Genomic DNA, 2,078 nt, shown 5'->3' with positions numbered 1-2,078 from the left:
GCCCTGCCGGACGGCGAGGGCGAGCGGTTCACCCGCCTGTTCGCGGCCGGGCAGATCGCGGTCCGGCTGGCGCACGCCGTCCGGCCGGACACCCCCTGACCCGCGACGGCCGGGGTCCGAGGGCGCTCAGTGGACGTGCGGGCCTCCGGTCATCTGCGGCTTTCCGGGCGGGACGAGCCACAGGGACAGGACTGCGGCCACCCCCGCGGTGATCGCGAACACCGTGTAGGCGCGGGTGAAGCCGTCCACCGACGGCGCGGCCGCGAGGCCCGAGGCGGCGATCGTGGAGGCCAGCGCGACGCCCACGGCCGCGCCCAGCTCGTGGAAGGTGTTGACGACCCCGGACGCCAGCCCGGCCTCGGCATGCGTGACATGCGCGAGCGCCGAGGTGGTGGCGGTGACGAACACCGGGCCCACTCCGGCCGCGGCGATCGTGATGCCGGGCAGGAACCGCAGGGCGACGCTCCCGGTCTCCGGCAGGGCGGTCAGCAGCCCTGTGCCGACGGCGACCAGCGCGAGGCCGCCGAAGGCGACCGGGCGGGCGCCGACCGTCCCGACGAGGCGCGCGGCGAGGTGGGCGCCGGCGCCGGTGGCGAACGCGGCGGGCAGGAACAGCAGGCCCGTCCGGAGCGCGCCGAGGCCGCGCAGGTGCTGCAGGTAGAGCGACCCGAGGAAGAACATGGAGATCAGCAGCCCCGACGCGACCAGCATCAGCAGCGCCCCGGTGACGACCGGGCGCCGCGCCAGCATGCGGACGTCCACCAGCGGGTTGCGGACGGTCCGCTCGACGGCGGCGAAGGCCCCGTAGAGCAGGACGGCGGCGGCCAGCGGCAGCAGCGTGCCGGGCGTGGACCACCCGGCGTCGCCGGCGTGGACCATCCCGTAGATGAACGAGCCGGTGGCCGCCGTGACGGTGAGCGCGCCCAGCAGGTCCAGGCCGCGCGAGGCGGCGGCGCGCGGCGCGCGCAGGACGCCGGGCAGGGCGGCGAGCAGCGCGAGCCCGACCGGGACGTTCACGAAGAACACCCAGCGCCAGCCGGGTCCGGCGGTGAGCGCGCCGCCGAACAGGACCCCGGCGGCGAAACCGATCCCGCCGAGGGACGCCCAGACGCCGAGGGCCTTGTTCCGCTCGGTCCCGTGGAAGCCGGTCGTGATGGCGGCGAGCGCCGCCGGGGACAGCAGCGCGGCCCCGATCCCCTGGGCGACGCGTCCGCCCAGGAGGAGGGCGGCGTTCTGGGCGAGGCCGGTGGCGAGCGAGGCGAGCGTGAACAGGGCCAGGCCGGTCAGCAGCACGCGGCGGCCCCCGAACGCGTCGGCGAGCCGCCCGCCGAGGGCCATGAGGCCGCCGAAGAACAGCGTGTAGGCGGTCACCGCCCAGGTCAGGGCCGTCCGGCCGAGGTGCAGGTCGGCGCCGGCGTCGGGCAGCGCGACGTTGATGACCGTGACGTCCAGGACCAGCATGAACTGGGCGACGCTCAGCAGCGCCAGCGCGCGCCAGCGGCGCGGGTCGGGGGTCTCGCCGGGCGCGGCGTCCTCACGGTGGCCGGGGTGGAGCGGGTGTGCGTGCGCGGCTTGGTGTGAGTGCGCTGTGCCGGGAGAGTGCGGGGGCGGTTCGGGGTGCGCGGCGTGGGGGTGGGCCATCGGGGTGCTCCTCGGGCGATAAACCGAACAGTGCTGTTCGACTTAACGTACTCCCTCGCACCCATAAGTCCAACACCGTTGTTCGACTTACGGGGTACGCTGGGGCCATGCCGAGTGCGGGACCCACGCGCCGCCGCGCGGACGCCGAACGCAACACCGCCGCGATCCTGGACGCCGCGACCGACCTGCTCGCCCGCGCGCCGGACGTCGGCGTCGGCGACATCGCCAAGGCCGCGGGGGTCGGGCGCGTCACCGTGTACGCGCACTTCCCGTCGCGGGAGGACCTCGTCCGGGCCGTCCTCACGCGGGCCATCGAGGCGAGCATGTCCGCGATCGGCGGGGCCGGCGACGACGGGCCGCCGGAGGAGGCGTTCGCGCGGCTGGTCCGGGACGGCTGGCCCGTCCTCAGCCGGTACGGCCGCCTGCTCGAGGCGGCC

The 2,078-nt window shown here is 76.1% G+C and carries 2 protein-coding genes; one reads left to right on the top strand and one right to left on the bottom strand.

From position 1 onward, the window contains the following. Window positions 1-126: 126 nt before the first annotated feature. On the bottom strand, window positions 127-1,641 hold the full coding sequence (locus tag AB0J52_RS37760; RefSeq protein WP_500187777.1) for an MFS transporter: 1,515 nt from the start codon (window positions 1,639-1,641) through the stop codon (window positions 127-129). Between the two features lie 107 nt (window positions 1,642-1,748). Between AB0J52_RS37760 and AB0J52_RS37755 the strand changes: the two genes are divergently transcribed. Continuing rightward, a partial coding sequence (locus AB0J52_RS37755; protein WP_500187775.1) for a TetR/AcrR family transcriptional regulator occupies window positions 1,749-2,078 on the top strand: 330 nt, incomplete at its 3' end.

The organism is Spirillospora sp. NPDC049652 (assembly GCF_040675125.1).
In the GTDB taxonomy this organism is placed as follows: Bacteria; Actinomycetota; Actinomycetes; order Streptosporangiales; family Streptosporangiaceae; genus Spirillospora.
The sequence above is the reverse complement of the archived record's forward strand: the minus strand, read 5'-3'. Positions and strand labels throughout refer to the sequence as shown.

Coding starts and splice junctions, on each gene's coding strand:
- AB0J52_RS37760 (WP_500187777.1), bottom strand. CDS start 1,641: ATGGCCCACCCCCACGCCGCGCACCCCGAACCGCCCCCGCACTCTCCC.